Source organism: Pseudomonas sp. NPDC087817, assembly GCF_044742875.1.
Taxonomy (GTDB): domain Bacteria; phylum Pseudomonadota; class Gammaproteobacteria; order Pseudomonadales; family Pseudomonadaceae; genus Aquipseudomonas.
In genome coordinates, this window is the sequence record NZ_JBIUVJ010000002.1 from 1 (window position 1) to 21,862 (window position 21,862).

Here is a 21,862-nt window from a genome sequence, read left to right on the forward strand (position 1 = left end):
AAACCAGTATCGATGATTGTAATGACGGCATGTTTGAGAGACTAAAGCGGGTATACACCATTACCATCAGAAGATGACTTCGCCGGACGCTTACATTGCAATGACCTGGTTCCCCATTTGCGTTCGACCTCTCCAATCATTTACATCGGATTTGACCAGCCCGCTGGGTGGCCATGACCGGCAGAAACGGCGCGTAGCTGGGCACACTCTTGAATGACCTGGGGTTTGAAGGACTTGGAATAGGAACGGTGTGTTGGCCGCATGAAATACCCACTTAAAAGGCTAGAAGTGGTGCCCACTTAAATTTAAGTGCACACCATGTCTTGGCTTTGCAGGGTTGGGTAAATCAGCCCACAACACCTCGGAGGTCAGCCGAGTGATCCCAGCTAACTGCCGTGAATCAAGCAATGGAAAGTAGTGCTTTTCAAGGTTCGGTGCCGAGCAATACTGGGTGTAGAACTGTTCGAGATCCTGACCCGGCTCCCACGGAGAAACACTTTCGGCATGCACATAAGCAACCGGCCAGAGTGTCACAGCCAAAAATACAAGCACTCGTAACATGAGACTTTCCTTGTCGCTTTCCTATATTTCGTTGGGTCTAGCTGCATGCGTGGGTAATTACACAGACTTGCCTACCCATTTGCATTCGGCCTGACCAGTCATTTGCATCGGATTTGACCAGCACGTTTCGCGGACATGACCGGCAGAGAACGACCCATTGCAGCCCTTCGTTAACGTCTGCAAATGTTCGGGTGTAGTCCTCTACGAACACCAAAAATCTGCTACAAAAATCCGTATATAGCTCTCGTTAGAAAACGTAAATGACTCTGGGTAGAAAAAACAGCCGAAGACCCCGTCAGTCCAAAGCAGCAGAATGCGCCTATAGACTTCGTGCTATCGCGGAGCCCACTGCGGCGGGATCCCTGTCACTCCGTTTCACCGCCCCTCGTACGAGGTAGTCGTCGAGTCCAGAGTTTCGCACTGCCCTAGACCCTGCCGGGCAGACAAGAGACCAGCTCCAAGCTCCGCGATTACTTCGACTGCCAGATAATATGTGTATAGGGAGCGGCAATCGTAATGGGGAGCCCACAGAATTCGGAAAAAATCGTACGCTAAGCCTGAGTCACCAGCTATAGAAGGCCAAGACTGTTGGCGTTGATTGAAATCTATGGTCACCCCCACTTTTGCAATACTGATTAACGGGCGAAGTGGTTGGCTTGCTTAAATCTATCCGGCGTCTATCTCGGGCATACCCCGCGCCACGATGAGAGTCGCGCCTAACGATCCTGAAAAACTGAGCGGCTTCTAAAGCCTATTTCAATCGCAGGTTCTTCGTCAGGCCGGTGGGCCGTTCACATCATCTGTTGTTCAGTTATCGCAAAACCTGAAGGGTAGTTCGTGGTACAGCAACATCAGCAGGGCCAGGCATTCATAGTGCTTGGCCCTGCTTCAAACTCGGTATGGTTGGTCGCTATCGCCCAAGCGATCCGCGCAAGTTTGTTGGCCAAGGCGCAAGCCACGACATTGGAGTGCCGTCGGCTGGGTAACGAGCGTACCCACTCGGCCAGAGCGCCATGCTGATACTCCAATCGTTGCATGTAGACTCTGGCGCACTGAACCAGAAGTCGTCTGAGGTTCTTATCACCACGCTTGCTGATTCCTAGCAAATTACTCTTGCCACCTGTGCTGTACTGCCTGGGTACCAGGCCTACAGACGCGGCGAAGTCGCGACTGCTGACCATCGCCCATTTCCACAGCCAGCAGGCTGGCGGTGATCGGCCCGACACACGGCATGCTCAGCAAACGACTCCCAAGATCATCGTCGGCCAGTTGGCCCTCCAGCTCTTTATCCAGCTCCTTGATCTGCTCATCCAGATAAACGAAATGGTCGTGCAGCGCTGCAACAGCACCGTCAGCCGAACCGGCAACTCATGCTCGGCAAGGACACTCGCCAAGCGCTTCATGATCGCCAGGCCCTTGGGCAGGCTGATGTCGAACACCAACAGGAAGCCATGCAGCTGATTGACGGTTTTGGTGCGGTCACGCACCAGCGACTGGCGCAGGCGATGCAGAACGGAAAGGGTCTGCTGGCCCTCGGTTTTAGGTGTGACGAAGCGCATCGAAGGGCGCGAGGCCGCTTCGCAAATGGCTTCGGCATCCGCGAAACCGTTTTTGTTGCTTTTGACAAAGCGCCGAACGAACTGTGGGGAAATCAACTTGGCCGTATGCCCCATGGCCATCAACTGGCGAGCGACAAAATGTGCGCCGGCACACGCTTCCATCACCACGGTGCAGGCCGCTAGATTGCCGAAAAGCTGCATCATCTGTGGGCGCTAGCTGTTTGCGAAACACTTCTCGCCCTGACGTGTCCTGGCCGTGCATATGAAAACTGTGCTTGCCGAGATCGATACCGATCAGCGCTGACTCGTTCATGATGATGGCCTCCGAAAACAAAACACCCTGCGAAACCGTAGCTCTCGTAGGATGTGGGGGTGACCATCTCATTAACTGACCCACCGGTGATTTTTGATTTACTTGTCCATCGTCTCGATTCTTTGATCTGGGCTCTCGACACGCTGCACCAACTGCGCATCCGGGGCGCGCAGTTGTTCAGGATTTAGTTGATCGAGATTTGGAAACGACGGTCATCCCTCCATTTTACCTGAGCAGGACAACACCGGTGATAGACTGATCGGGCCACTAGACAACTAATAAGGCATCACATGATAGAAGTCGCGCCGCCCGACCGACTCGTTACTGCGATCAATTGTTTAGCGCACAATTCCAGCTGAGATCCTGGCCAGAAAACTTGCCTTGGCGCAGACGGCGGGCCACCATTCAGATACCTAAATCGCCGTGCACCAACGCCTCAGCGCGTTATCGGTGCCCATGCGCATGTCCATGGTTTGCCGACGCAGCGAGCGACTGAGATTACCGAACTGTTTCCCCCGACTCTTAGCGCTCGTTAAGAGCCGGGAGGAAGGAGGAAGTTTATTGCAAAATCATTTGGTGGCCTTTAAACCCTTTTCTACGGCGTTCCAAAATTCTGCATTTTCGTAACCCATAGCCCATACGCTGGTGCCTGCAAGATTTAGTGCGCCTACTAATCGAGTTTTGGCTACAATGCTCGCAGTATCGTCGAACCAAAGGACCGGTTGCGCGGTCTTTTTGCTCCATTCAACCTCTTCAGTGAACTGAGTGACCGGCCCCCAAGTGGCAAATGGTGTCTGAGAGGCAGAGTCGCGACTAACAGTAGCTTTATGTGCTGAAATCACCTTTGTGTAGTCAGCCCAATGCACTTGATCTTTTGTACTGTAGTCGTAACCGTACGTAGGTAGGCCTGACAATACTTTGTTTGCTGGTACTCGGGACACCGCATATTCAAGCATGGCTTTCTGCCAATCCGCTCCCGACTCAGGACCAGGCCAAGTCTCACCATTGAATCCGCCACTGCTCCAACCAGGGCCTACTTGATCGTATGTCATAACTTGGAAGTAATCGACAGATCGTCCAATCTCTGCGTAGTCATACCCGCCCAGATATTCAGGTTCAAGGTCACTAATCTTTGCAGGAATACTGATGATCAGCTTCTTGCCACTCGCATGAAGAGCCTTTCCAAGATCTCTTACATAGCGGGAGAAGGCGTCTTTGTTTTTTGTCTCAACAGCCTCAAAATCAAGGTCAATGCCTGCGAACACCTTGCTATTTGCGAAATTCACTAGATGTTGAATAGATGACGAAAACTTCACTGGGTCAGTAAGAATTGCATTAGAAATCGCCTCATCGAATCTCTCTATTTTCTGGTTATAATCAGAAATAGTCGGATAAATCGGTAAAGACTTTGATTTTGATATCTTAATAATGTCATCAGTAATCGAGTTTGCTCCGCTCCCGTCAATAGTGCCTTTGTCAGTCATTCCATAGGCACTGCCCAATCCAACGGCGGATAGTTTTCCGTGAAAAAGCTCCAGATTTACGGATGCCTGGGGGAGCTGGCCATCAGTATAAGCAAGCACAAAAGGTCCGGCGCAGGCATTGCAAGCAATGGTCATGATTCCCAATGCAGCGCACAAATTCTGAATTGCTTTCAGGTGCGATTTAGAATTAGTAGTAGTCGGTATCATGCTTTTCATTACATCTCCTTCAGATTTACAAATACCATTCAATAGTAAAATAATTTTACTACATGTAAAGGCTAGCAGTGATTTATTGATTTTTTATGACGCAACATCAAATTGAATTATATTTTCTTAGCGTCGGGACAACTTTACTTTGCCAAGGGGGGCGTAATAACCACCACTGTGAATCGCCCCGGATTTTCTAGACACGCTAGCTTAACGTGTTTTCCGCGCCGACGAAATACGGGGTGTAGTGTCGCATGAAGATCGCGCTCAAACTGAAGGATATACTCGCGTTCAGAATTTTTGATCGGATAAGTGGCTTGATGAACGACTTGAGTAAATTTGTATCAATTACAATACATTTTCCTATTCATAAGTAGCTCAAACCATATTTTTGCTGGAGCAGGATTAGTTGGTCTGGACTGGGCTTTTCCGGAGCGACACGGCGTATCAACTCACCTGCTTCCTTAAAGAAACCTTCTGCTTCCCCAGGAGTAAAGGTTGTGAGAAAGCGACAGTGGGTGTCACCTTCATTTTTGAAATACTGCTGGACCCCACGTGGAGCAACGACATAGCTACCTGGCCCCGCCAAGTAAACAGCCTCGCCAATCTGCATGGTTAGTTCCCTTTCGAGGACAAAGTTATTTTCATAACTCCCCCTTGTGGATATGCCGCGGCACTACACCTCCAGGGGGGAGCACTGTCTCCATAAGCGAATAGACTCCTCCTGTTCCGTTCGCAAACACCTTGATGTTCATGTGCGCGCCAGTAGGGTGCAAAACGTGATGCCCCCCCATCAGGGCTAATCATGCGCGCCGTGATCGGACAACGTATCGGCTATGTCCGGGTCAGCAGCTACGACCAAAACCCAGAACGCCAGTTGGAACAGGCCGAGGTGAGCAAACTTTTCACCGACAAGGCCTCTGGCAAGGATGCCCGACGCTGCGCCCAATGATCGGCGGCACGCTGAACATTAAGCACGTCCGCGCTCACTGGGACGAAATTCTGCGTCTGGCGTCGTCGATCAAACAGGGTACGGTCACGGCCTCGTTGATGCTGCGCAAGCTGGGCAGCTATCCGAGCCAGAACGGCCTGGCCGTTGCCCTGCGGGAGTTGGGCCGGATCGAGCGCACATTGTTTATCCTGGACTGGCTGCAAAGCGTCGAGCTGCGCCGTCGTGTGCATGCCGGACTTAACAAGGGTGAAGCGCGAAACGCCCTGGCCAGGGCGGTGTTCTTTAACCGCCTCGGCTAAATTAGAGATCGGAGCTTCGAGCAGCAGCGATACCGGGCCAGCGGCCTCAATCTGGTGACCGCCGCCATTGTTCTGTGGAACAGGTTTACCTGGAGCGGGCAACCCAAGGGCTGACCGCCGCCGGAAAGCCGGTGAATACCGACCTGTATCAATACCTGTCGCCGTTGGGATGGGAGCACATCAACCTGACTGGCGATTACATCTGGCGCCAGAGCCGTACTTTGGAGGACGGGAAATTCAGACCGTTGCGACAGGTCGGAAAACCTTAGCGTACGATTTTTTCCGAATTCTGTAGGCTCCCCGTAATAGGCAATGCGTTGCCGCTATGGGCCGAAGTTAAGTGCAGATAGAGCGTTGAAGGGGCTAATGCTCGAAGACACCTATGCCGTCGGAGCTAACGGATATTGGTGCGTGCTCCCTCATCCTGCTGTCAATGGGTGTCAGCGAGGGATGTGGCTTGTAAATTGCATAACATGCTATTTGAAGGTTTCAAAGAATGAAAGTGGCACAGGTTTACTCTCTGCTGGCTGAGCAGACTGACATTTCAGACTCGAATCTAACCCCAACATTAGTGATTCGTACTCAAACCCATCGCTTCTCGACCGAGTGGTAGCTATATAAAACCACAGTCAGCGAGCAAACAGCTTACCCATGATGAACACTGAGGATGCAATATGCTGATATCAAAAAACCCTACAGCGCCCGTGAGCGCGATCAACATTGCACGGATGCTTCAGCAGAAAAGAGCTGTTGAACAGCTGCCTGACCAAGGGGCAGGTGTATTACTCATAAATATGGTTCTTAAGTATGGCGATACGTTTGCAGGCGTAATCGCTGCGCATCAGTCTGAAGGCCAGCCACCACAAACACCAACTTTTCCCATCGAGGTGTGATCAGCGCAGCAATCCCTCCGAATCAATCACTAAACCGAAACCCCCAAGATTGTTCTTGGGGGGGGCGTGTCTTGTACGAATACGACGACTAGCAATCTACGATCATGCTCGCGATCATCGCTTCACAGTGGGAAGTCATTTCTGCATCGCCCATGTCTAAGCTTGCATACCATTTGAAGGTGTCCACTTAGCGTTTATCACTTGCTCGACAGTTTTCGAGTGGTAACGGTAATTCTTCAAATTAAGGGGGAGTGTCATGTAGGTGTCACCGAGTGACAACAAACGCTTACGAAGTAGACCTCCATTCCTGAGGAGCCCGCAGAATTCGGAAAAAGTCGTACGCTAAGCCGATGCCATGCAGCATCTCAGCGCCACTGCGCAGGCCCCTCGAAGCGCTCGGCGCACTATTGCTGGTTCTGGCAGGGCATTACCTGTTGAATGCTTATCCGATGCGATTTTGGCTCGGTACCCAGTGCAGGATGCAGGCGAGCTCGTGCCCGGGGTGGTGTCGGCTAGCGGCGCGCGAACAACTGAGCTCGTGCACAAACAGCCGATTGCACTCACTCGCGGCCTGACCGGCACCGCAGGCGGTACAGCGCAAATAGATGCCCGTCAGCAACCAGTGTTGCGAATGCTCCAGCACCTGGCGATCCAGCGCCGACAAGTTTGTGCTCCACTGTGTTGGTGGTAGCAATTGTTCCACCATGACGCCCTCCATTTTGTTATCCGTCGCAGGTTTCGCGTCAAACCACCCAAGGGATCAACGGTAGACCAGTCCCTGCCCGATTGGTAACCGCCAGACGCAAGAAAGCCCGTCGAAGCGGGCTTTGCTGTGGGGGCCGTTTGAACGAAAACGCGTGATGCGCAGGTCAGTGCTCAGGCGGCGGCCCCAGGTCTTTGCTCAGTTCGTCATACTTGAAGTCATGCCGAGATAAGTCAGGCCATCGGCAAGAGCTGTAATTCCCCCACCGCGCACGGCATCGACCGCGTAGTGACCGCTAAAAAGGGCCATCGCGCATGTACATTTGGCGTGCCCCTCAAGCTCATCCTCTACTCCCTTGCGCCTTCCGCTCACAAGAAAATTGACCATTCACCAGGAGGGCTTTATGATTTACATAAACCTACCGACCGTTAGGTAGTTTTTAGGGTTTGAATACTATATGAATACGCAAAAATCGAATGGGGTTCCCTTGAGGTTAGCGATTGGGCTGGGGATGATCGGTGCCTTGGGCCCCTCGGCAGTCGACATGTACCTGTCAAGCCTTCCCGAGATAGCACGGGAGTATGCAAGCAGCTTCGCAAGCGTACAGCTCACACTTACGTTCTTCCTTTTAGCCATGGGCGCGGGTCAACTGATCTTTGGGCCTATTGTTGATGCCTACGGGCGCCGTAGACCGTTACTCGCGGGCTTGGCGGTTTTCACGATTTGCTCTTTAGGGGCGTCTTGGGCCCCGACCCTGCAAACGCTCATTGCCTATCGATTTGTTCAGGGGTTGGGGAGTGCTCTGACGCTTGTCGTGATCATGAGCATGGTGAGAGATGTGAGCCAAGGCGTCACCGCCACTAAACTGTTCGCGTTATTGATGACCATCGAAGGTGTTGCCCCCATCATCGCCCCTGCATTGGGGGGGTTCATTGATGCACATTATGGATGGCGTGCGGTGATGGTGGTGCTGGCCTCCTTTGGTCTGGCGGTCTATTGGAACAGCTGGACGTCTCTACCTGAAACCCTGGATGTCAAAAAAAGAGAGCCACTACGACTAGGGACCGCTTGCCGGACCTACCTGACGATTGTCTGCGACGGCAGTTTTCTAAGACCTACATTAGCCGTGGCTGCCGTATTCTTCTTCCTGTTTGCTTATATCGGTGGGGCAACGCTGGTTTACCAAGAGACATACGGCCTGAACGCAGAATCATTCGGCATGCTTTTTGGTGTAACAGGGACTGCGATCCTCTTCGGTGCGATGCTCGCCAGCGAGCTGGTCAGTCGGATAGGGCTAAATCGGCTTTCACTCATAGGTGTCACCGCGATGGCTGGCGGTGCGGCTATAACCTTGTTCTCGGCGGCGACAGGCATAGGTTTGCCCGGAATTGCGTTTGGCATGGCGGTGGCGCTGTTTGGTTTGGGGATCGCCGAGTCCACGCTCATGTCATTGGTGATGTCCTCCCAAGAGCGTGCGTTAGGCTCTACAGCTGCATTGCTCGGAGCTATCCAGCTAACCGTATCCTCAAGTGCGACACCCATTTCGGCATTGGTTCTAGAACATGGTCCTGTGGCTTGGACAGTCTTGCTTACAGCAAGCGCTCTGCTGGGATGCCTTTTAACAAAAATCAGCCTCCGCCAAGGTGCAGACGAAGTGTTTAACCTCAGCGGACACTGATAAAGGATCGACATGAACTCAACGCCCCTAAGCCCTGCTGCTGAACGAATTGCCCTTCTTGCTCTGGAGCAGTTTGCCGAGCATGGGTACGACGCCGCATCGCTCAACGACATTGCTGTCCGAGTCGGGATAAAAAAAGCTTCTCTTTACGCTCATTTCGCAAGCAAGGATGCCCTCTACGAAGTCACTTTAGAGCTGGCACTCCGAGCAGAACTCAATTATGTGGATGCCCAGTTTATAGAGTTCAAGCAATCGAACACGTCTCCTGGCGAGCTATACATCCGTAATCTGCGTTATCGCTTTAGCAGCAGCGAATCCCTTCGCTTTTTGCTACGTGCGGCGTTTTATCCACCGCAGACGCATAGGGAGAGAGTCATGTCCGGATTCAATAATTACCTTGCGTGCATGCGTAGCCGATTTCTGGCCGCTCTACATACCTGCTACCCAGCATTGTCCGGGCAGATCGGCGAACTACTGGCAGAGACATACATGGCGGTGATCGACAGCCTCAATGTTGAACTCATCTATGGGAACGAGAAGGCCTATGACCGCCGACTTAATGCCTTGCAACAGCTCTCACAGGCGGATGTTATAAATGCGCTAACTGGGAGAGAAGGTGAGTAACCAAGACATCGGCTATTTGATATTGGGTTGCATTGTGTGTTTCGGTTTAATCCACCACGGCTTTAATTGGACGCGCCCAAAAGATGAGCCAAATCAAAAGTCTGCTACCGAGTTGAAGAACCATAAACGAAAAGATCGACCTGATCGAGATCCGTATGCGTCCGGCCAAGTCATCTACCCAGCCCCTCAAAGCCAAGACATGGTGTGCACTTAAATTTTAAGTGGGCACCAGTTCTAGCCTTTTAAGCGGGTATTTCATGCAGCCAACACGCCGTACCTATTCCAAGTCCTTCAAGGCCTAGGTCATTCAATAGTGTGCACAGCCCGGCGCTTCGATTGCCAGCGTCGCGCTCGGCCACAGCCTCAACGCAAACCTCGTCCACAAATGGATTCGGCTGCAAGCGCAGAAAAGCCCTGCGCTCCCACCTGCATTTATTCCGTTACCCATAGATAACAACTGGTGTGAGAACCAGATCCGCCCTTGGGCTCTTGAACGTAAAAACTGGCTCTTCGCAGGGTCGCTACGCAGCGGAAAACGGGCAGCGGCGGTCATGAGTCTGATCCAGTCGGCGAGACTGAATGGTCATGATCCGTATGCCTATCTGAAAGATGTACTCACGCGCCTGCCGACGCAGCGGGCGAGTGAAATAAGCCACCTACTGCCCCACGAATGGACGCCTAATCGTGCCCAACTGAAGTAAGTTAGGCATCCGGCGTAAAATCGGTCACGGAGTTGACATGAAAACCCACGCCAAAAATGGACTGTTAGAAGGTTCCTGTCATTGTGGAAACGTGCGCGTGTTCATTCCGCATCCACCAGTTCATGCCATCAAATGTAATTGCTCTATTTGCCGGAGACTCGGGGCGCTTTGGGCTCACTATGAAACTGGTGCAGTGAAGTTCGAGGGATACCCTCAAAATACCTCATCGTACGTTTGGGGTCAGGAAACCCTGAGAACGATCCGTTGTAGTGATTGTGGGTGTGCCACTCACTGGGAAGCGATCCTCCCGCGGGCAGGTGCTGGTGTTGGGGTGAATATTAATAATTTCGATCAGGAATTGGTCGGAACAACACCCGTGCGCCATTTCGATGGTGCCGATAGCTGGGCATATCTAGACTAGGCAAGGTGCATTGGCTGGACACTTACGCATAAATGGCAGCCCGGTTAGCTTACGCGAGGCGGGATGCCTGGACAGATACTTTCGGGAGTGAGTAATGAGCAATGACGCCTGTGTTCTAACTGCGCGCGTGATTCGCAATTTCAATGATGTGCCGCTGCAATACGAGCGCCGCAACCCTCTTTACGAGAGCCATGGCGCGCGCCTCGGCACTGACACCGTCGCGCAGAAACTCGGTGCGTCAGTGGACATCGTCGCGCCAGGCAAGCGTTCTTGCCCCTACCACTTTCATTATGCTCAGGAAGAGATGTTCGTCATCCTGGAAGGGTCTGGCACCCTGCGCGTGGCGGGCGAAATGTTGCCGATCCGAAGCGGCGACGTCATCTTCATTCCGCCCGGGCCCGAGTATCCGCATCAGATCATCAACACCTCGGATGCGCCGCTGAAGTACCTGTCCATTGGCACCCGAGAAACCCCCGAAGTCTGCCAATACCCGGATTCCGACAAATATCAGGCGATGGTCACAATTAATGGAGCGCGCGCGTTCACTGCTGTGCAGCGGCCCGGGACTACGCTTAATTATTGGGACGACGAACCATGAGGGCGTAGTGTTGCCTGCCAGAGAACTGAATTAGGAAGGTCAAGTGACACTGCATCTGGTTGATTACGAATTGCTTGGGTGAGTTGGCCGGACGGTTACCGAGATCCTGCAAACCAGAGGATTCATTCACCAATCAACAAACCTGGAGGAACTGCGAGCACATCTAGCCAGCGCACCACGCTCAATTTACCTCGGATTCGACGCAACGGCCGATAGCCTGCAGGTGGGTCATTTGCAGGGGCTGATGCTCATGCGCAGGATTCAGAAAGCTGGGCACCGCCCTATTTTACTGCTTGGCGGTGCCACAACCCGTATTGACGATCCGAGCTTCAGGGATGAAAGCCGACCGGTGCTCTCACAGGCGCAGATAGACACCAATATAGCTAGCATTACCCAGACCTTCGGTCGTTATCTCACCTTAGGAGCGGATGCAGAACGGGTGTTCAATTGGAGTGCAATTTCGCAGCATGCGTGCTGTTATCTCAAAGCTTTCTCGGCCCCCGCGAATCTAACGAAATTATATTTGACGCAGGCAACTGCCGCTCAAGCTCAGCGATACGGTCATACAGCTCAATGATTTTCGCATCCGCTTCGCTCAATAAGCTTGCGAGTTGGTCGCGCTGCCGGGCAACTTGCTCAATCCGATCACGCAGGGCGCGGCTTTTCTGCCGGGCGAGAAGATTTACCTTGTTCAACGAAGGAGGTCGCTCCTCCGCATGTTGTTCCACGTAGGTTTTTATCTCTGCGATGAGACTCGGGAAACGAGATTTCTTAAGCGCTGACGGGTCGCTCCCGGCCTCTTTGGCCACGTTGTTCTGAGTGACCGGCGTCCCCTTCGGTAGAAGCTGTGGCCTATTGAGTTTCAGGCGCTCAAAAGCATCACGATATTGATCAGCCGCGCTGCGGCGAGCAGGGAGTTCAACGTCCATTTGCGGTCCCTACGACACGACGGAAGCTCTCTACGCTTCGCTGTTGAGCCATCAACGATTCCATCAGCGGACTTCCATCCTGAGCAGTAGCAAGCCGCTCTTTCAGTACATGTTCAAGATCATCTACCGCACCCAATCGTTCTGAGTCATACAGCACATCAGGGCAAGGTTTTGCATCCTGTGAATCACCGCCGCCGCAATGGGCAATGTTGTCAATGCCGCCGTACGGACAAGGCTCGCGGCTTGAACAAAAACCAAGAATGATCGGCCGACAGGCCACAGCGCCTTTCTTGGCCAAACCAATCATCTTCTTCGCATCCTCTGGCGAAATCAGCCGAACGATCTCAGCCTTTCGTTTGTCTCCATGTGGACTGACAAAACGTTCACTCGTAAGCTGCTGTAACTCTCTTCCAAGCGTCTCGTACATTGTGCGAACGTACAGAGTGTGAGCCTTCTCCTCTAGACGCAACCGAGAGTGATTTTGTCCATAGTAAAGGCTCATCGCTCGAGTGACGTGCTTGAGCTGGTACTGAAGCGAAGCATCACTTACGAGTCCGGAAGCTTGCATGTTCACTGCCCCAGTTCTACGCAACTGGTGCCAGGCCAGCGGCCAGACAGCGCCTACTTGATACTCCTCCGGCAGTGTAGGGGTAGCTAGCCGAGCCAATTTCAAATCCTCAGTCGTAATACGCAAACGTTTTAAGTCGAATAGCTTCCCGTACCGCCTCAAAAGGTCGGCGTATGGCGGAATGCTCGGTCTCCGTGAGTGATTACCTTTATTGCGCAATGAGCTCCAGGGTTCGTAAGAAAAATCGGTCAGATAGCGCCCGGCGAGAACTCTCGCAGCTTCATGAGGTGCGTGTAGTGAGCGAAAAAGAGAAATGACCTCCATCGCCTTCACGGCGACCGCCACAGATGGGGATGTGACCCAAAGGGCGGCGCTATCAGCGAGCGTTTTTGTCGTCTGCCCGCGTAACAAAAAAATGTCGCCGAAGCTCTTGTCGTGCTCGATGTCAAGGCAACCGGCTCGAAGATTCCATGCTTCCTCGACCCGCATGAGACTGAAGTTAAGGATGTAAGCTAATCCTGCTCCGCTGACCAGTTTCAGATAGCCAGTAAGCGCTGTTACTTGCAAATCGTCACCTCGACCCACCCAACGTTCAAGTAGCTCAAAGATGCCAAAGCGTTTCGCGGTGTCTGCAAACGCGCCGAGAAAACGAAGCCCCGTTTTAGAGCCTGATAACTTCATTTTATGGCCACTAAAAGGCGGGGCGTTTAGGCACGCCGTTCTCTCTGAAACCCTCTCGTTATGTTCGTAAGCCGCGAAGCAGAACCGATAACACGCTTCAACCTGTTCTCGATGGGACAGGAAGTCATCAAGGCACTCGCGCAGCCTGGTAACTTGGTAGCGCCAGATACGTGGAGGAATGTAAGGTGTTTGGGCTTTGTGGTGAGTGGGAAAAAGCGCAGCCATACGGATTAGAGAGCCTGAATCCAGCAACGTAAACCCTACGGCCTCTCTGGACGCGTAAAGCTCATGCATTAACGTCAGAAACTCGGTTTTTCTCGATGTATGAATAAAGGCAGGGATTCGTTCGCATACGCGTGGAAAGTGGCTTAATTCGCTGGCAAGGACTCCTGCCTCTTCGCAAAGAACAAAGAGCCGTCGCATCTGATCGAAACGCGTTTTAAGAGATCTGTAGCCACGAGCGCCGTACGGCCCGTATAGCCACCAGCCAGTGATGATTCGAAGTAAATTCGCGTTCTTTGAGCTAATTGGCGCCGCTGATTTTTTAACTGGCCCATCACCAAAATTCAGCGTCAGTGCCTTCTTGGCCCATGGGTCAAGCCTCCAAATTGGATCGCCCCAACGGCTTATTACTTTGCCCTGTGCATCAAGTACGACCGGCCAATCAGGTGGCGGAGGCCAGCTCTCTGGACGGTAATTCGATGCCTCAGGAACGGCGAGAGGCGACTCGATAGAAAGCCCTAACGTCGTGAGCATATTCATAGGGACGGCCCCGCTGTAACTTCCGCAAGCCGAATAAATCCGTCCCAAGCTGGGTGATAGTCCTCCTCAGCTATGCGAGCCAGTGCCTCTTGAACCCAAAGCCGACGCACCTCGCTACTTTCCTGAAAGAATCGTAACTTCGCACTCAGACGCTCGACCGCAAGCATCGCTGGATGGTGAGCCTCGTCAAATCTATCCGTGCAAGCTGGGCGGTATCTAGCCAGCTCCAAGCCCTTGAGCACTCTCAAACTACTCAGAGACCAGACGTGATCCTCGCTTTCAATATCCCGATGATTGACGCAGAAAAGGCAACCCGCTGCGTTAATACAATCGGGATCAGGAGCATTAGTTGGAGCATCCACGACAGATTCTGGTATCGGCGCCACACAAGTACCTGGAGCAGGTGAGCAAACGACGGGATCTGCTTGCCGGTAAAATCGAGTGATTTCAATCATCGCAATCTGCGGATTGGGCTCGGCGTACACACGAATCAAAGTTTCAGCGGTGTGCTGTGCGATTTCCGCCACCAGATCGGGCCGTTGCGATTCACGTAACAGCCAATTAATACGCGCACCCCGGAGCTTACGAGGTCGAACGAATCGAACATTGGAAATGGTGCAGACGCGCGCAGTAGCTATAAACTGAGGAGCTTCTAAAACGAGGCGTCCACCAGGACGAACGAGAGGGAAAAGAAGTCCCTCTAGATCGTCAGGAAACCACGTGTTTCGCCACTCGATGTAGCGTTCGAACCACTGCTTATAGCTTGAGAAAACGTCAAACAGCACTTCACCCTGACGGCGATTTTTGTAAGACCGCACTTGGTAACCATCAAGATGACTCGTGTAGTGGTATTGCTCAATTCGAAGCTGATGCGCCTGGGATAAATTCATGCCGGTTTGTGCTATGAACATCAGCAACTCGGCTTCGATTCGTAGATTCACCGCCGGGTATCGAGTCTCGATTGAAACGTCAGCGTTCCGAAGGTCGCGGTTTCGAAGGATGTCCGCAATCTGGAATTTGGTTTGAGGTCGGCTCCGTCGTGACGCTGCCTTCTCTGTATCGCGCAAGCCGCACCAGATAGGTAGCGTCGAACCCGACCGCAATTCCACATGGATGGGAAGCGGCCCCGTCACAGCTTCATAGGTAAGGGACGTACATACGTCGGCAATGAACTGCCCAAATGAAAAGCTCTCTTCTAGACTTTGCTTATCAGTGCACCCATTACTTGCCTTTCCGTTGCCTCTAGGCTTGCGAATTCGGGTGCTGTACAGAAGCGTCGAGCTTCGGCCTAGAACTCGGTCGAGCATCGTCGCGGTTAAACTTGCCGCGTCGTATAACGATCCGGCAGTTAAGTATCCTTCCACGCGATGACGCTGTAAAAGATGTTCAGTCCACCTCAGGTATTCCTCCGTGACCGTATCAATGCACAACGGACGCTCGCACTGATCCACCCACTGGAAAAACTTCCTCAACGCACCAATCTTGTTATTTGCCGAAAAGCGGCTCCCCCCGCCGACAAGGTCGTCGGTCAAACAGTCATGAAGCCCCTTCACAAGCTCTGCTCGCTCCAGCAAAAGATCACCTAAAGCACCTGATGTGATTTCACTGCGCACGGTCTTCACTTTTGCCCCAGCACCACCGCTGTATAAAAGCGGTGCCAAATCCCAGGGCGTCTCGGTTTTCCCGTACTCAAGCATTGGAAACGTCAGGTCTAAAGACGTCAGGTTACTCATTACTCGCTCCCTGCCTTGAAGCAATTCCTGTAAATGCAGTCATGAAGCTGTTCGCTAGGGCCTGCTTAGCAGGTGCGGCCTGCACAAACTTAATGTATTTGAAGGTGGTGGCCTCCGAGTTTCGACCGTGAAGCAATGCATTGCTGACCGTCGCAATCACTATCGCCACATCAGTGCAATTTGCTAAAGCGAGTCTAGCTAGCTCAGTTCCGAAGGTGCACCGGGATTGGTGGAAGCGAAACTTCCTGAGCGCTTTGATGCCCGACGCTATGCCTAATTTTCTAAGCGATGACATCTCAACGTTTATGGCCGAGGATTGATCACTATTGCGACGTCCGAAAGGGTTTCCGAAACGTGTCAAGAACACTAAGTCTTGATGCTCGCCAGCAGCAGATGCCTCGCGAGTCAACCTGCGAAGACCCTTGGCGTACTCCAAGACTTCTGAACACAACGCTTCGGGAATCCATACCTGGCCAGTTACACCAAATTTGGTATGCACTGGCGGCGACGTACCTGGCCCTATGGATATTAGAAGCAGACCTTTAGCAGACGGATCATGTAGGGCACGCTCCAACGTATCGATACGAAGGTCACAGATCGTTCCTAGTCGCATACCCGTAAAGAAACCTAGAGCCAACATAAGGTAAAGCTCGGGTGAGGCGTTCTGTTTTGCGAAATCAAGAATAGCTCCTCGATCAACCGCAGACACCGGAAGTAGCCCACCTTCCAAAGTGACCCCAATGCGTTTTCGGTTTGGAATACCCAGATCGGTCGTGGTGCCAGCTAGCGTTCGCTCGAAGCCCACCTGGTCAAAGAATTTGATGAAATAGCGCTTGTCCTTCCACAGCGGCAATAGCGGGTTTAGAAGGCCGCACCTTCTAACCCACCTGTAGAAACTGATGCAGTTACGCATGTACTCGGAAGCCGTGGCAGGACTGATATGACCAGCGTCACGAGCCTTTATAAGCGCCCCACGGTACTGAACAAGACATCGATCAGCCTTTCGAGGCGGAAACTCAAACCACTGAAGCCTGCGACTCTCCAAAAACTTCGCGTAGTTCAACAGCCCGTTCAGGTTGCTGGAAACGGTCTTAAGGAGTGCCTCACCATTGGTGACTCTCTCCATAGCCCAGAGATTGGCTTCTCTCCAAGGCAAACCGTCTTCCCAGAATATTTGTGGTAATCCTTCGATCACTACACGGGAGCTATTCAGCGAGTAGGTAATCAGGCGGTTTTTGACAGAAAGGTCATGCGGATTGAAGTGAATGTGTTCGACGGTAGGCAAGTGAAATCTCTGTAAGAACAAGCGTCAATGTCCATGGGGACGCCATCTAACTTTGGACGTCCACGGTATGCAACTTATTCTTACCCATTCGATCCCGCTGCGTTCAAGCAACGAATGTTGACGGCGCATGGCTGAATACCGACTGACGCCTGCGGCTGAAGGCGACCTTGAAGCAATCTGGGGTTATACCGCACGTCAGTGGGGTCAAGATCAGGCCAGTCGCTACATTGATATCATTACCACCGCATTTGCGCAGTTAACCGAGCGCCCAAAAACAGCGCCAGCCTGTGACGCTATACGTCCCGGTTATCGACGCTACAGTATTGAACGACACACGATTTACTTCCGAATCACGGCGTACGGAATTGCGATCATTCGCATACTGCATGATCGTATGGACACGCAGCGCAACCTCTGACCGCCCGTTATTACGCACAGGCTCCCGGCAAGGAACTGGCATCTTTCGCTTTTGATGTGGCGGAAGGCAGCCGGAGTCGAACCTGCCCGGGAACGGATGCCGTCCCCAACCGGGTTTGAAGCCCGGCCGCGCCACCGGGCGCGATTGCCTTCCTTTAACTCAATGGGCGCCTGGGTTGGCCAGCGCGCTGTCGGGGCGGATCAGTCGGTGTTCGCCGAGGCGTCGGGTCAGGCCGAGGCGGTCGAAGTATTCGAGGAACTGAATACATCGTTTGCGTCCCAAGCCTAGCGCATCACGCACGCTTGTCACCTGGATCTGCGGATTTTCCTGCGCCAGTTGCAGGAGCATCGCCGCCATTTGCCGCAGGACGATGTCGGTGACAAATAGATCGCGCACCACTTGGTGGGTCAGCCCCAGACGCGCCAGTTTGCGCAGCAGCAGACGCACATTGGCGTCTTCTTCGCCGACAGCTTTAGCCAGATCGCGAACCCACGGTGGGTCGAAGCCGGCCTGTTCGAACAGCGGTTGCAGTTGTTGCCAGAGGATTTCGTCAGCGGCGCTCAGGCGTACCTGGTGATCCGGCAGGTGCAGCCACGGCCCACTGGCGTTGATCGAGCCGGCGGCGAGCAACTCATCGAGCAGGCTTATGAACGTCGAGCGCTCCAGCGGCAGCGCACTGAAACGCCGCAGGCGATCCCGGTCCGGACCCATCTGGTCGGGCTCCAGTTCATGCAAGCGCGCCAGTTGCTCCAGCAAAGTGAATTTGAGCATGCCCCAACGTTGCACGTTGAACAGCAGCGGGCCCTGGCGGGTGTCGATCAGGCGTACGTTTTGCGGCAATGACCAATCGACGCGCGGGTGATTGAACTGGCGTTCCAGGCGCAACGGATCGAGCCCCGCCGCGCAGTGGTTGAGCAGCAACGGCAAGGCGTGCTCGAACGTCTGATTGAGCGCCAGCGCTTGCAGTTGCGCCAGACGTTCAGGGCTGCGCCGATGCCTGGCCGGAGCGAACGGGTCGAGCACCTGCCCGCCACCGAGCGTGCGTTGCGCGCTCTGGTCGCGCAGGATCAGCCGATCCCCCTTCACCGCATGCACCGGGGCGTTGATCAGCAGTTGCGCGAACATGCGCTCGCCAGGGTGCAGGCGTGAACCTTCGAGCAACGCGACACGGGCGATCACGTCCTGCGTGCCGAGATGCAGGTGCACCGGGTGAAAGTGTTCGAAGGCACGTTCGCCGGGCAACAATTGAAAGTCGATGTCGATTCGTTGCGTCGGCGCATGCAGCCATTCCGACAACAGCCATTGGCCGCGATGGATCTGTGCCAACTCAAGGCGTTCGCCGCTTAGATTAAGGGCCACGCGTTGCCCGGCGCAGGCGTGTTCGGCGATTTGGTTCTGTGCATGCAGGCCGCGCACCCGCACCGTTTTCCCCGACGGCCCGAGTGCCAGTTTGTCGCCCACCGTGACCACGCCGGACAGTGCCGTGCCGGTGACCACAATCCCCGCACCGGCCACGCTGAAGGCGCGGTCGATGGCCAGACGAAAGCCCCCGGCGCGACTACGTTCATGCACTTGGTTTTGCGTGTGCAACAACGCCGCACGCAGCTCATCGATACCCTGCCCGCTGACACTCGACACCGCCACTATCGGTGCTTTGGCGAATGGCCCCGGAGCCAGTAAATCGGTGATCTGCTCGCGCACCGCCATCACCCTGCCCGCCTCGACCCGATCACACTTGGTGATCGCGACCAATGCACGAGGAATGCCCAGCAGTTCGACAATCGCCAGATGCTCACGGGTTTGCGGCATCACGCCGTCATCCGCCGCGACCACCAGCAACACCAGATCGATGCCTTGCGCACCGGCGAGCATGTTGTGGGTGAATTTCTCGTGGCCGGGGACGTCGATAAACCCGGTGAGGCCCACGCCCGGTTCAAGTTCGGCGTAGAGATAACCGAGATCGATGGTCATCCCGCGCTCACGTTCCTGTGGGCGGCGGTCGCCGGTTTGCCCGGTCAGGGCTTGCAGCAGCGAGGTCTTGCCGTGGTCGATGTGCCCGGCGGTACCGACAATCACGGATTGACCTGCAAGTGGGGCAATTGCCCGAGCCACGCCGGTTCATCGTCGAGTTGGCGCAGATCCAGCCACAGCGCATCGTCATCAATGCGTCCGAGTACCGGGATCGGCAAGGCACGCAGCGCTGCTTCCAGACTCAGCAAATAACGCCCGCGCAAGCGTTTCGAGACTTGCGGGCGACAACACAGTGCTGCGCTCGGCAAGCGCGCCACGGGTTGGCTGCCGCTGCCGATCATGCCCAAGGCCTCGACTGCGCTGACCTGCCAAACCGAGCCCAAGACTTCGGCCAGCGCCGGTTGCAACCGCGAAGCCTGGGCGAAGATGTCGGCTTGCGGTCGGGTCAGCAGGCGCAAGCTCGGCAAACGCTCGGCCAGTCGATCCGGATCTCGGTACAGACCGAGCACCGCCTCCAGCGCCGCCAAGGTCAGCTTGTCCACCCGCAACGCCCGTTTCAGCGGATTCTTCTTGATCTTCGCGATCAGCTCTTTGCGCCCAACGATCAACCCGGCTTGCGGCCCGCCGAGCAGTTTGTCGCCGCTGAAGGTGACGATGTCCGCGCCATCGAGCAGCGCCTGCCGCACCGTCGGCTCCGCCGGCAAACCCCAACGGGTCAAGTCCAGCAAACTGCCACTGCCCAGATCCTCCAACAGCGGCAAGCCATGACGGTGGGCCAGCGCCGCCAGTTCCGCCGTCGGCACGCGCGCGGTAAACCCTTCGATGCTGTAATTGCTCGCATGCACGCGCATGATCAAACCGCTGCGCGGGCTGATCGCCGCTTCGTAATCTCGGGCATGGGTGCGGTTGGTGGTGCCCACCTCGTTCAAGCGCACACCAGCACGGGCCATGATGTCGGGAATGCGAAAGGCGCCGCCGATCTCGATCAGTTCGCCACGGGAAATGATGCCTTCCTTGCGGGCGCCGAGGCTGTTGAGCGTCAGCAGCACGGCGGCGGCATTGTTGTTGACCACGGTGACGGCTTCGGCGCCGGTCAGTTCGCGGATCAGGCCTTCGATCAAATCATCGCGGTCGCCGCGTTTGCCGCTGGCCAGATCGAATTCCAGATTGAGCGGATAACGGGCGGCCATGTGTACCGCTTCAATGGCTTCGTCCGGCAGTAAGGCACGGCCCAGATTGGTGTGCAGCACCGTGCCGGTCAGGTTGAACACCCGCCGCACGTGACTACGCTGTTGCTGCGCGAGGCGTTCACCGACGCGACCAGCGAGCACTTCGGGGCTGATTTCGACGGCGGATAATTGCCCGCTCAATACGCTGGAACGCAGTTCATCAAGCAACTGGCGCAAACCGGCCAGCAGCGATTCACGCCCGTGTCGTTCGAGTAAGGGCAGACACGCCGGATGACGCAACACACCATCAATGGAAGGTAACCGCAGGGCACCGCTCGCAGACATCAGCCACTCCCGAAATCAAAAGACTGTCGGTGTCCAGACCCAGCACACCGTCAAACCTGTGGGAGTGTAGACGCTCTGGTCATTCGTCTCCCGGCGCCAGCAACAAGTTCGGCGCCAGGCGCTGATAACCATCCTGAGCAAGGCGCATGTCGAGCAGCAAACTACCGAGATCCGCCGACAATGCCTCGGCGTCGGCATCGTTTTCCAGATAGACCAATTTCAGGTAGCTGTTACAGCCCGGACAGACCTCGGCGCGCAACGGTGCCTGATTGGCCGCGTAGCGATCGTCCTCAAGGCTCAGGTAATCAAGGCCTTTGCTCGATTCGCAATACACGCATTTGACCCGCACTACATGCCATTCGCAGGCGCACAGCGAACACACCAGATAACGCAAGCCGTTGTGTTTGCCGCGATGGCGAATGACCCCGGCCATGGCCGGCGAACCGCAGGCCGGGCATTGGCTGAGGCTGTTGCCGGGCGTCAGTTGCAGGTTCGGCGTACTCAGCAACCAATGACTCCAGGCTGTTTGCAGCGCCGCGCCAAGAAACGGCACCAGCGCCGCCGGCACCAGCGAGTATTGGCCACTGACCAGCGCTACGGCCCAGGCGCGCAATTGTCCGGCACTGGCGGTGCGCAGAGTGGTAATCGCTTCCACCACGGCGGGTTGCTGGGGCGGAGAGTAGCGTTGCAGCAAAGCCTCCAGCCAGGCTTGCCAGTCATCTTCGCGGATTAAGGTATCGGCAGCGAACGGCGGCAAACCGTGTTGCTGGCACAACTCAAGCCGTTGTTGATCGACCACTTCTGCTGACGGCGGATCGTCCAGCACTTGCTGCTGAACCCGACACAACCCGGCGATCAAGCGCAGATACTCGGCCAGCGGATGCCCGTCGGCCAGCTGCTCCAGGCGTTGCGCGCGCAAGGTGAACAAATTATGCGGTGGCAGATGCAGAAACGGCGGCGAACTGGCCGCCGCCTCGATTTCTCCGGGTTCAAGAATAGTCGCCAAAG

17 protein-coding genes, 1 tRNA gene and 4 pseudogenes are annotated in these 21,862 nt (G+C 54.6%); 9 read left to right on the forward strand and 13 right to left on the reverse strand.

The window, feature by feature from the left end; genetic code table 11:
* Positions 1 to 282: 282 nt before the first annotated feature.
* The 4 genes and pseudogenes from ACIONG_RS02040 to ACIONG_RS02055 form a co-directional block, all read right to left on the reverse strand.
* The gene (locus ACIONG_RS02040) at positions 283 to 561 is read right to left on the reverse strand and encodes a hypothetical protein (protein ID WP_401296373.1); all 279 of its coding nucleotides are present in this window, start codon (positions 559 to 561) and stop codon (positions 283 to 285) included.
* A gap of 851 nt (positions 562 to 1,412) precedes the next feature.
* Positions 1,413 to 2,433: pseudogene (locus ACIONG_RS02045) on the reverse strand (IS110 family transposase).
* Between the two features lie 569 nt (positions 2,434 to 3,002).
* Positions 3,003 to 4,133: a glycosyl hydrolase family 18 protein gene (locus ACIONG_RS02050; RefSeq protein WP_401296375.1), complete on the reverse strand. Its 1,131-nt coding sequence runs from the start codon at positions 4,131 to 4,133 to the stop codon at positions 3,003 to 3,005.
* Positions 4,134 to 4,491: 358 nt separating this feature from the next.
* Positions 4,492 to 4,791, reverse strand: coding sequence for a cupin domain-containing protein (locus tag ACIONG_RS02055; RefSeq protein ID WP_401296791.1), 300 nt, complete (start codon positions 4,789 to 4,791; stop codon positions 4,492 to 4,494).
* A gap of 147 nt (positions 4,792 to 4,938) precedes the next feature.
* Here ACIONG_RS02055 and ACIONG_RS02060 point away from each other — a divergent pair.
* The 3 genes and pseudogenes from ACIONG_RS02060 to ACIONG_RS02070 all read left to right on the forward strand — a co-directional run.
* A pseudogene (locus tag ACIONG_RS02060) lies at positions 4,939 to 5,064 on the forward strand (recombinase family protein); the annotation flags it as partial.
* A pseudogene (locus tag ACIONG_RS02065) lies at positions 5,064 to 5,644 on the forward strand (Tn3 family transposase); the annotation flags it as partial. The pseudogenes ACIONG_RS02060 and ACIONG_RS02065, both read left to right, overlap by 1 nt.
* A 405-nt stretch (positions 5,645 to 6,049) precedes the next feature.
* On the forward strand, positions 6,050 to 6,268 hold the full coding sequence (locus ACIONG_RS02070; RefSeq protein WP_401296376.1) for a hypothetical protein: 219 nt from the start codon (positions 6,050 to 6,052) through the stop codon (positions 6,266 to 6,268).
* Between the two features lie 442 nt (positions 6,269 to 6,710).
* Here the strand turns inward: ACIONG_RS02070 and ACIONG_RS02075 are convergent, their stop codons facing one another.
* A complete protein-coding gene (locus ACIONG_RS02075; protein ID WP_401296378.1) occupies positions 6,711 to 6,974 on the reverse strand; it encodes a hypothetical protein in 264 nt (87 codons plus the stop codon).
* A gap of 454 nt (positions 6,975 to 7,428) precedes the next feature.
* Between ACIONG_RS02075 and ACIONG_RS02080 the strand changes: the two genes are divergently transcribed.
* The 5 genes and pseudogenes from ACIONG_RS02080 (at position 7,429) to ACIONG_RS02100 (ending at position 11,570) form a co-directional block, all read left to right on the forward strand.
* On the forward strand, positions 7,429 to 8,649 hold the full coding sequence (locus ACIONG_RS02080; RefSeq protein ID WP_401296380.1) for a multidrug effflux MFS transporter: 1,221 nt from the start codon (positions 7,429 to 7,431) through the stop codon (positions 8,647 to 8,649).
* 12 nt (positions 8,650 to 8,661) lie between these two features.
* Positions 8,662 to 9,273 (forward strand): TetR/AcrR family transcriptional regulator, encoded by a 612-nt coding sequence (locus ACIONG_RS02085; RefSeq protein ID WP_401296382.1) that lies wholly within the window; start codon positions 8,662 to 8,664, stop codon positions 9,271 to 9,273.
* 440 nt (positions 9,274 to 9,713) lie between these two features.
* Positions 9,714 to 9,974, forward strand: a pseudogene (locus tag ACIONG_RS02090) (transposase domain-containing protein); the annotation flags it as partial.
* A gap of 515 nt (positions 9,975 to 10,489) precedes the next feature.
* Positions 10,490 to 10,993, forward strand: coding sequence for a cupin domain-containing protein (locus tag ACIONG_RS02095; RefSeq protein WP_401296383.1), 504 nt, complete (start codon positions 10,490 to 10,492; stop codon positions 10,991 to 10,993).
* 103 nt (positions 10,994 to 11,096) lie between these two features.
* Complete coding sequence (locus ACIONG_RS02100; protein WP_401296793.1) at positions 11,097 to 11,570, forward strand: hypothetical protein; 474 nt, start codon at positions 11,097 to 11,099, stop codon at positions 11,568 to 11,570.
* On the opposite strand, the gene ACIONG_RS02105 is transcribed toward ACIONG_RS02100, so the two are convergent.
* The 4 genes from ACIONG_RS02105 to ACIONG_RS02120 are packed head-to-tail and all read right to left on the reverse strand — an operon-like array spanning position 11,476 to position 16,972.
* Entirely contained in the window at positions 11,476 to 11,922 is a 447-nt protein-coding gene (locus ACIONG_RS02105; protein WP_401296385.1) for a hypothetical protein, read from the reverse strand. The two genes, ACIONG_RS02100 and ACIONG_RS02105, sit on opposite strands and share 95 nt — an antisense overlap.
* Positions 11,912 to 13,933, reverse strand: a complete 2,022-nt coding sequence (locus ACIONG_RS02110; RefSeq protein WP_401296387.1) for a hypothetical protein — start codon at positions 13,931 to 13,933, stop codon at positions 11,912 to 11,914. Before ACIONG_RS02110 ends, ACIONG_RS02105 begins: the two co-directional genes overlap by 11 nt.
* Entirely contained in the window at positions 13,930 to 15,666 is a 1,737-nt protein-coding gene (locus ACIONG_RS02115; protein WP_401296389.1) for a site-specific integrase, read from the reverse strand. The genes ACIONG_RS02110 and ACIONG_RS02115 overlap by 4 nt, the downstream gene beginning before the upstream one ends.
* Positions 15,659 to 16,972, reverse strand: a complete 1,314-nt coding sequence (locus ACIONG_RS02120) for a site-specific integrase (RefSeq protein WP_401296391.1) — start codon at positions 16,970 to 16,972, stop codon at positions 15,659 to 15,661. Before ACIONG_RS02120 ends, ACIONG_RS02115 begins: the two co-directional genes overlap by 8 nt.
* Before the next feature lie 106 nt (positions 16,973 to 17,078).
* Between ACIONG_RS02120 and ACIONG_RS02125 the strand changes: the two genes are divergently transcribed.
* Positions 17,079 to 17,369, forward strand: coding sequence for a type II toxin-antitoxin system RelE/ParE family toxin (locus ACIONG_RS02125; RefSeq protein ID WP_212808894.1), 291 nt, complete (start codon positions 17,079 to 17,081; stop codon positions 17,367 to 17,369).
* Between the two features lie 57 nt (positions 17,370 to 17,426).
* Here the strand turns inward: ACIONG_RS02125 and ACIONG_RS02130 are convergent.
* The 4 genes from ACIONG_RS02130 to fdhE form a co-directional block, all read right to left on the reverse strand.
* Positions 17,427 to 17,522, reverse strand: a tRNA-Sec gene (locus tag ACIONG_RS02130).
* Positions 17,523 to 17,528: 6 nt separating this feature from the next.
* The gene (gene selB, locus ACIONG_RS02135) at positions 17,529 to 19,445 is read right to left on the reverse strand and encodes a selenocysteine-specific translation elongation factor (RefSeq protein WP_401296394.1); all 1,917 of its coding nucleotides are present in this window, start codon (positions 19,443 to 19,445) and stop codon (positions 17,529 to 17,531) included.
* Positions 19,442 to 20,854, reverse strand: coding sequence for an L-seryl-tRNA(Sec) selenium transferase (selA, locus tag ACIONG_RS02140; protein WP_401296396.1), 1,413 nt, complete (start codon positions 20,852 to 20,854; stop codon positions 19,442 to 19,444). Before selA ends, selB begins: the two co-directional genes overlap by 4 nt.
* A gap of 79 nt (positions 20,855 to 20,933) precedes the next feature.
* Entirely contained in the window at positions 20,934 to 21,860 is a 927-nt protein-coding gene (gene fdhE / locus ACIONG_RS02145; RefSeq protein WP_401296398.1) for a formate dehydrogenase accessory protein FdhE, read from the reverse strand.
* Between the last annotated feature and the right edge of the window lie 2 nt (positions 21,861 to 21,862).